Source organism: Zongyangia sp. (genome assembly GCF_965361945.1).
Genome location: NZ_CBDTOK010000136.1, coordinates 1 through 7,303 on the forward strand (window position 1 = coordinate 1; position 7,303 = coordinate 7,303).

6 protein-coding genes and 1 pseudogene are annotated in these 7,303 nt (G+C 54.8%); 4 read left to right on the forward strand and 3 right to left on the reverse strand.

Features of this window, described 5'->3' with window-relative positions; all coding sequences use genetic code 11:
• Positions 1-260: 260 nt before the first annotated feature.
• Positions 261-386: pseudogene (locus ACZ25G_RS08850) on the reverse strand (tyrosine-type recombinase/integrase); the annotation flags it as partial.
• Between the two features lie 365 nt (positions 387-751).
• Here ACZ25G_RS08850 and ACZ25G_RS08855 point away from each other — a divergent pair.
• From ACZ25G_RS08855 to ACZ25G_RS08870, 4 genes are all read left to right on the forward strand, one after another.
• A complete protein-coding gene (locus ACZ25G_RS08855) occupies positions 752-1,234 on the forward strand; it encodes a sigma-70 family RNA polymerase sigma factor (protein ID WP_463682190.1) in 483 nt (160 codons plus the stop codon).
• Complete coding sequence (locus tag ACZ25G_RS08860) at positions 1,227-2,228, forward strand: hypothetical protein (RefSeq protein ID WP_463682191.1); 1,002 nt, start codon at positions 1,227-1,229, stop codon at positions 2,226-2,228. Before ACZ25G_RS08855 ends, ACZ25G_RS08860 begins: the two co-directional genes overlap by 8 nt.
• A gap of 293 nt (positions 2,229-2,521) precedes the next feature.
• Positions 2,522-3,262: a LytR/AlgR family response regulator transcription factor gene (locus tag ACZ25G_RS08865; RefSeq protein WP_463682192.1), complete on the forward strand. Its 741-nt coding sequence runs from the start codon at positions 2,522-2,524 to the stop codon at positions 3,260-3,262.
• Positions 3,259-4,536 (forward strand): sensor histidine kinase, encoded by a 1,278-nt coding sequence (locus ACZ25G_RS08870; protein ID WP_463682193.1) that lies wholly within the window; start codon positions 3,259-3,261, stop codon positions 4,534-4,536. Before ACZ25G_RS08865 ends, ACZ25G_RS08870 begins: the two co-directional genes overlap by 4 nt.
• A 66-nt stretch (positions 4,537-4,602) precedes the next feature.
• Here the strand turns inward: ACZ25G_RS08870 and ACZ25G_RS08875 are convergent, their stop codons facing one another.
• Together ACZ25G_RS08875 and ACZ25G_RS08880 are read right to left on the reverse strand one after the other, a co-directional pair.
• Positions 4,603-5,913: an NCS2 family permease gene (locus tag ACZ25G_RS08875; RefSeq protein ID WP_463682194.1), complete on the reverse strand. Its 1,311-nt coding sequence runs from the start codon at positions 5,911-5,913 to the stop codon at positions 4,603-4,605.
• Positions 5,914-6,067: 154 nt separating this feature from the next.
• Positions 6,068-7,234 (reverse strand): NCS2 family permease, encoded by a 1,167-nt coding sequence (locus ACZ25G_RS08880; RefSeq protein WP_463682195.1) that lies wholly within the window; start codon positions 7,232-7,234, stop codon positions 6,068-6,070.
• Between the last annotated feature and the right edge of the window lie 69 nt (positions 7,235-7,303).

Consider the following 7,303-nt stretch of genomic DNA (forward strand, 5'->3'; position numbering starts at 1 on the left):
CATAAAGCGACAAAAATAGTTAGAAAAAAGTTCTGGGGTCGCTTGGTAAGGATGAGGTCCCCAGTTCAAATCTGGGTAGCAGCTCCAAAAAGCCTTGAAAACCTTGGGTTTTCAAGGCTTTTTTGTTGCAATTTTTGATTTTTGGATGTGGGTCAAAGTGTGGTGCAGATGGTTGACCCACACTGTGACCCATACGCGGAAAGGGTTAAAGAGTGCCGGACAGGAAGGTTGTGCTTCCCGCCCGGCGTTTTTTCTCTGCGTTACATGACCTGTGCCATGAAGCTGCCCATCGTTTGAGCGACTTCATTCTGCTTTTGCCGCGTGGCGTGGGTGTAGGTGCGGAGAGTGAACCCGGCATCATAGTGACCCCGCATGGAGGATACCGTTGTTTTGCGACGCAGATTTTGAGGGGGGGTATCTCTGCCGCCCTACCCAGCCCTCCTCGGGGCTATATGGCGGCTCACAGGGGCAACGACGGGGAAATTGCGGGAGCTGCCTTTTTCTTTGTATTACATGTTAAAAGCTGAAAAGCAAGGAAACGTGCTTGAGGTGCTTTCGGATTCTTTTTTCTGTTCTTCGGTTTTGGTGAAAAGAGTGGGCGTAAGCTTCTGCCCGAAAAAAGCATTTGCACGCCGCTCGGGGCAAACCGAATGCAATGCTTTTTTCATTTTCAGAAAAAATTTTAAACCTTGAAACAATTTTGATTGCTCAATGATATTATGAGTGAAAAGCTTTTCAGGGAGAATAAACTATGTTGAATGATAAACAATTTACCCGGCTTGCAAAATTGTATATGGATACGGTATTTCGATTGGCGTTCAACTACACAAAAAGCCGATCCGAAGCAGATGACATAACGCAGGATGTTCTCATTAAGCTCTATCACACAGATAAAGCCTTTGACAGTGAGGAGCATATTAAGCATTGGCTGATTCGTGTTACCATTAACGAATGTAAAAAAACATTTTTATCGCCGTGGAAACGAACTGAGCCGATTGAGGATTATGCTTCGACACTCTCTTTTATATCCCCGGAGCATAGTGAGCTGTTCTATGCGGTGATGGACCTGCCTCAAAAGTATCGTGTTCCAATCTTTTTGCACTACTATGAGGATTACTCTTGCCAGGAAATTTCCGAGTTTTTAAAGATGCCCAATGCAACTGTCCGCACCAGATTAAGACGTGGACGGGAAATCCTTAAATCCAATCTTCAGGAGGCAGGCAGCCATGTTTGACAAAAAACTCTATCAGGAAACCTTTTCTTCCCTTCATGCCTCCGAAGATGTACTTGTGGAGGTAATGAATATGACACACAAGACCAGAAAACATGCCAAATTGTCCAGAACCATTGCCCTGGCCGCAGCAGTTGCTGTTTTGTGCGGCGTTGTCACAGCCGCTGCAGTAGGCTTTCTCCGGTATGAAAACCCGACATCGATGATCCATGCGCTGTTCGGCGAGAATGTAAGCTCCGGAAATGGTATCGTAGAGTATGATGAGGATGGCCGGCTGATGACAAACCTTCCCGCCTGGGAGCGGGTGCCGGTGGATGAAACCCTGGCCCAGGAATTGATCGCACCGTACATTTTTGCCGTAGGGGAAAGCGCTGTATGCGGCGACTACACGTTAAGTGTGGAAGCGCTCCTGTATGACGCCGCAACGCGGGCAGGGATGCTCTATTACACAGTGGAAAACAGCAATGGGGTCAGCGGTTATGAAGTATTCCCCGATGGGGAGCTGTGGTGGCCTGCGGAGGCCCCTGTTTTTACAAGAGTGCAATGTTCCAGCCGCGCTTATCTGGATACGGCTATGAGCAGTGAAACGAAATTATACATCTGCACATATTTCATTACCGCCCCGGCTGAGAAAAATGTCTGTGTTGGTATTGGCTCAGGCGAAGATCGAAGTAAGGTAAATGACATTTCCTTGGAATTGCCCGGCGACGTAGGTATCGCAGGTGTTGAACTGGCCAGCGGCGCGATCCGCCTCTCTCCCGTAAGCATTCAAATGGATCTGGTGCCCCTTGGGATCAATGATGATTTGATAGACAGCATCACGCTGTATTATACGGACGGCTCTGAATATGTGGTGGAGAACGAGGCCGACTTTGTTTCGAACCACACCTACGCGGTGATTGACCAGGAAGGTGTCACCATCACCTATACCTTTAACCGGATCGTGGATACAGACAGCATTGCGTCCGTAGAAATCAATGGTGTGATGTATGAGTGAAGTCCTGTTGAAAGGAAAGCCCCCTGGAAACTTTGGTTTTCAGGGGACTTTTTTATACTTTTTTATAGTTTTTAAATTGGGATGAAAATCAAGCGGATGCGAGGGGCTTCCAGCCGTCGTGCTGCATTTTGCGGCTGCAGCACAGCCGGGTTGCAGCTCAAAATCTTCTCTTGACGAGCTTAAGGTTCTGTGTTATGTTCATCCTACAAAAACTGGTTAAAATGTAATAGAATGTTCTAAATTTGTTGTAAATTGCGCAGAATTTGTACTTGCAAATAAGGCGGAGGGCAACGATGCTGCGAATTGCCATATGTGACGACGAAGAAAAGCAACTCAACGAGGTAGGCGCGCTGCTGGAGACCTACCTTCAGCTCCATCCCCATCTGAACGGACAATTGGAGTTGTTTCAGAGTGCCAGTGCACTGTTGGCTCGGGCGGAGGCCGTCGGCGGGTTTGACCTCTATATTCTCGATATTCTCATGCCGGGGCTCAGCGGCATTGATGCCGGCCGGGAACTGCGGCAGATGGGTGACGGGGGCGAGATTGTCTATCTGACATGTTCCAATGATTTTGCCGCCGACAGCTATGATGTCCGGGCCTTTTTTTACCTTCTTAAACCGGTAGAAGACAATAAACTCTTTCAGGTGCTGGACGGAGCGATGGAGAAACTGGACCGGCGGCGGAGTAGCGCTGTTGTGGTAAGCACCGGGGACGGTTCCCGGCGTATTCTGCTGGAGCGTATTCGATATGTAGAGCGGATAGGGCGCTGCGTACGCTATTACTGCACCGACGGCACGGTGGACTCCCAAAGCATTCGGATCTCCTTTCGGGAGATGACCGCGCCTCTGCTGGCGGACCGGCGTTTTTGCCTGTGCGGGGCCAGCTTTGTGCTGAATTTTCAGCATGTGACGGGGGTAAACGGTCAGGTTGCCCAGCTGGACAACGGGCAGACTGTAGCGCTGCCCCGGGCGTCGGCAGCGGACTTCAAAAAGGCCTGGGGCAGCTATTGGCTGGGGAAGGAGCATTTACAATGACAAATGAAATGTTTCTGCTCTTCCGCACCCTTTTCATCACACTGATGACGGTGGGAATGATGGCCAGCCTGACTGACTTTCGCTTTGGACGCAGAAAGCTGCTGCTGGTTTTGGCGATCTATAGCATTTGGGTGTCCTGCTCCAGCTTAGTTTTGCTGCGGTTTGGCGGGGAACTGTTGCTGCTCCGCCTTTTTTATTTCACGATTTCTGTTCCAGCCATCCTGCTCACCTACTGGGCTGCCAACGACACCCCCGCCCAGGCAGTGTTCAACTACACGACGCAGATCATGGTGTCTGCACTGTCGGCCTCTATGATCCGCTGGCTGACGGAGTCCCTTGGCCTCTCAGGGACGGTGAATCTCCTGTTGATGTGCGCGTTTTATTTGACGGCGATCTATCTGGAATGGCGCTTCCTGCGCAAGCCGTTCCGCATGCTGATCCAGGTGATGCCTGCCCGCTGGGGGGTGCTCACCATTATCCCCTGTGTGTTTTGTGGATATCTCATTCTCGTGGCTGCCTGGCCGGGCAGTTATCTGGAAAATCAAGCGCAGCGCATCTATGTCTACGCCGCTGTCGTCCCTCTGGCCTTTGTGTATATTGCGGTATTTAAAAGCCTGGTGGCGCAGTACCGCATCCAGATGGAGCGGCAGAGCGCCGCGCTGCTGACGGTGCAGATTTCAGCGCTGAAAGAGAAAGTACATAGGGTAAAAGAAGTGGAGGAGAGCATCCGAATCCAGCGCCACGACCTGCGTCATCAGCTCCAAGCCGTGACGGAGCTGGTAGTTCGGGGCGACCGGGAGGCGGCGCTGGAGTTTCTGGATACCGCTCAAAAGAGGCTGGACGAGCAAAAGGAGATCCGCTGGTGCCGTCCGCCGGTGCTGGACGCGGTGTTTTCCTCTTACTTTGACCAGGCTCAGCGACAGGGTATCCGGGTGGAGGCAAAAATCGCCCTGCCTGACAAGCTGCCGGTGGATGAGAGCGAATTAGCCATTGTCCTGGCCAACGCGCTGGAAAATGCCATTCACGCCAATCTGGAGCTGCCTGTAGAGCAGCGGGAGATCCACTGCAAGATGGTCGGGGTACCTGGCATTATGCTGGAGATTTCCAATCCCTGCAGCGGAGTGGTTCCCTTTGACGACCAGGGACTTCCGGTGGCCCAAAGTGCGGGACACGGCCTTGGAGTGCAGTCTATTTCCGCGTTCTGCAAGAAAAACGACGCTGTCTGCCAATTTGACTTGACAGACAGCTGGTTCCGATTTAGATTGGTATTGTAATATGGAACATGAAAAAGGGGTTCCCGCAGACGAAATTTCTGCGGGAACCCCTTTTTCATGTAACAGCTATGGGACCGCGCCCAGCACGGCATTTAGAATGAACACAGCAGCCAGAAGATAAAGGGCCGGATCGATCAGATGGGCTCGCTTCCGGCATATCATGACCACTACATAGGAGACGACTCCCAGCATGACGCCGGTGGTGATGGAAAAGGTGAAGGGCATCCCCACAATCATCAGAAAACTGGGCAGGGAGATCTCCACGTGCTTCCAGGTGATCTGAGTAATGCCGCTCATCATGGACATACCTACCATAACCAGCGGGGCGGCCAGAGCGGCGCCGGTCACCACTCCGGCCAGCGGCGTAAAGGGCAGTATACACAGGAAGAGCAGACCGGCGACTACCGAGGACAGGCCGGTACGGGCTCCCTCCCGAATGCCGGTGGCGGATTCTGCCATGGCGGTTACATTGCTGACTCCCAGCAGCGCTCCGGCGCAGGTAGCAGCCCCGCAGCAGAGCATGGCCTCCCGCTGCCCGGGCAGGTCGCCGGTGGTATCCACCAGCTTGGCGTCCTCCGCCACGCCCAGAAGAGTGCCCAGGGCGTCAAAATACTGGGATACCAGCAGTGAGAGCAGGGCGGAAATCAGGGGAATAGGCCCCAATTTCACAAGAACAGTAAAGTCTAGCTTCAGTGCGGCCAGAGACAGCTCAGGAGCGGCTATGGGCGTTTGGGGCAGAATGGTGACCCCCATAGGAATCCCCAGCAGCACCGTCAACGCCATGCCCAGCATGAGGGCTCCGGGAACCTTTTTTATCACCAGAACCGCTGTGATAAAAATGCCCAGCAGCGCCAGCAGCGGCTCCGGCGCGGCCAGAGTCCCCATATCCACCAGGTTTCCGTCGGCGATAATCAGACCCGCGTTGATAAGCCCTGAGAGGGTGAGAAAGAGCCCAACCCCGGCGGACAGGGCAAACTTAAAGGGTCTGGGAAGAGCGTCGTTCAGCCGTCCCCGCAGAGGGCTGAGGGCGAGGACCAGAAACAGCACGCCGGAAAGCAGCACCAGCACCAGTGCCTGCTGCCAGGTGCAGCCGTACTGCTGGCAGAGCGTATAGGTAAACAAGGTGGGAAAGCCCAGGCCGGGGGCCAGGGCAAAGGGCAGATTGGATACCAGGCCGGACACAATGCTGCCCACGGCGGCGATCAGGCAGGTGGCCGTCATGACCTGACCAAAATTCATGCCCGCCCCGGAGAGCAGACCTGGAATGACCAGGATCAGGTACACCATGGAACAAAAGGTGGTGCATCCGCCCCGGATCTCTCCGGCCAGGGTGGCGCCACGCTGTGAGAGATGGAAGAATTGATCCAGTTGTTTCATCGCGTCTCGCCTCCTATATCGCGGAAAGGACGTACATAGCTATAAACAGGCAGGTCAGAATGTAAGTAACAGGGGGAATTTTTTTCCCCTTTCCGCTGACCAGGCTGATGGCCGTATAGGAGATGAAGCCCACTCCAATTCCGTCCGCCACCGACTAGGTAAAGGGGATCCTGATCATGGTGAGGAAGCAGGGCAGGGCGATCTCCACCCGGTGCCAATAGATGTTGGTGGCGTTATGGATCATCAGCATTCCAATGAGCACCAGGGCGGGGGAGGTAGCCGCACCCGGGATTATTCCCGCGATGGGGGCCAGCAGGATGGAGGCCAGGAACAGCAGCCCGGTGGCGGCGGTATACAGCCCGGTCCTGGCCCCGTCTGCCACACCGGTGGAGCCCTCCACCGGGATGCCAATGGGAGGCGCGCCCAGCAGCGGAGCGGCAGCAGTGGACAAAGCCACCGCCGTCATGCCCCGGCTGTACCGGCCCAGCCCTCCGTTCTTATCCAGGAGATTTCCCGCCCCGGCAATGCAGATGAGGGCGCCCAGGGTGTCAAAACACAGGCACATGGTAAAGGTGACCACGGCGGTAACCAGGGGCAGCACGCCCAGAGACAGCACCCCGCCGAAATCCGGGGACAGCAGCAGGGGGCGCAGGGAGGACAAAGAGAGGTTTATGGATTCCGGCGTCTGGGTCACCCCCAGGGGAAAGCCCAGCAGCGTGGTGACCACAATGCCGATGAGCATGGCGCCCTTTACCTTCCAGGCCATGAGCACACCGGTGATCAGCAGGCCCAGAATGGCCAGGAAGGTGGCAGGAGCGCCGATCTCTCCCAGCAGCAGCGACCCGTTCTCCGCCCGGACAATCCCGGAGTTTAAAAGGCCGATGAGGGCGATGAAAAGGCCCAGGCCGGCACTGATGGCGTTTTTCATGCTGGGCGGGATGCAGGAGATCATCTGGTCCCGCAGAGGGGTCAGGGTAATCAGCAGATAGGCCACTCCCGACAGACTTACTACCGCCAGCGCCTGGGCCCAGGTGTAGCCCATGGTGAGGCACAGGGTATAGGTAAAAAAGGCGTTGAGGCCTACACCCGGGGCCAGCATGAAGGGCAGGTTAAGCGCGGCGGAGAGAAAGCAGGCCAGGGCGGAGGACAGACAGGTGGCCAGCAGCACGCCGATATAGTCCATGCCCGTCTGGGACAGATAGCTGGGGGTGACAAACAGGATGTACGCCACTGAGAAAAAGGAGGTCAGCGCGCCCAGCAGCTCCCGGCGGACGGTGGTCCCTCGCTCCGTCAGATGAAACATTCGCTCTAGTATCCTCATAAGTTATCCTCCTCCGGTTTCCCCATACGCAGCACCACATCAGTCTGAGTAATGACAAGGGAGGAGCGC

Excerpts from the sequence above, each read along its gene's own strand:
- ACZ25G_RS08875 (WP_463682194.1), bottom strand. The coding sequence starts at position 5,913 with ATGAAACAACTGGATCAATTCTTCCATCTCTCACAGCGTGGCGCCACC.
- ACZ25G_RS08865 (WP_463682192.1), top strand. The coding sequence starts at position 2,522 with ATGCTGCGAATTGCCATATGTGACGACGAAGAAAAGCAACTCAACGAG.
- ACZ25G_RS08870 (WP_463682193.1), top strand. The coding sequence starts at position 3,259 with ATGACAAATGAAATGTTTCTGCTCTTCCGCACCCTTTTCATCACACTG.
- ACZ25G_RS08860 (WP_463682191.1), top strand. The coding sequence starts at position 1,227 with ATGTTTGACAAAAAACTCTATCAGGAAACCTTTTCTTCCCTTCATGCC.
- ACZ25G_RS08855 (WP_463682190.1), top strand. The coding sequence starts at position 752 with ATGTTGAATGATAAACAATTTACCCGGCTTGCAAAATTGTATATGGAT.
- ACZ25G_RS08880 (WP_463682195.1), bottom strand. The coding sequence starts at position 7,234 with ATGAGGATACTAGAGCGAATGTTTCATCTGACGGAGCGAGGGACCACC.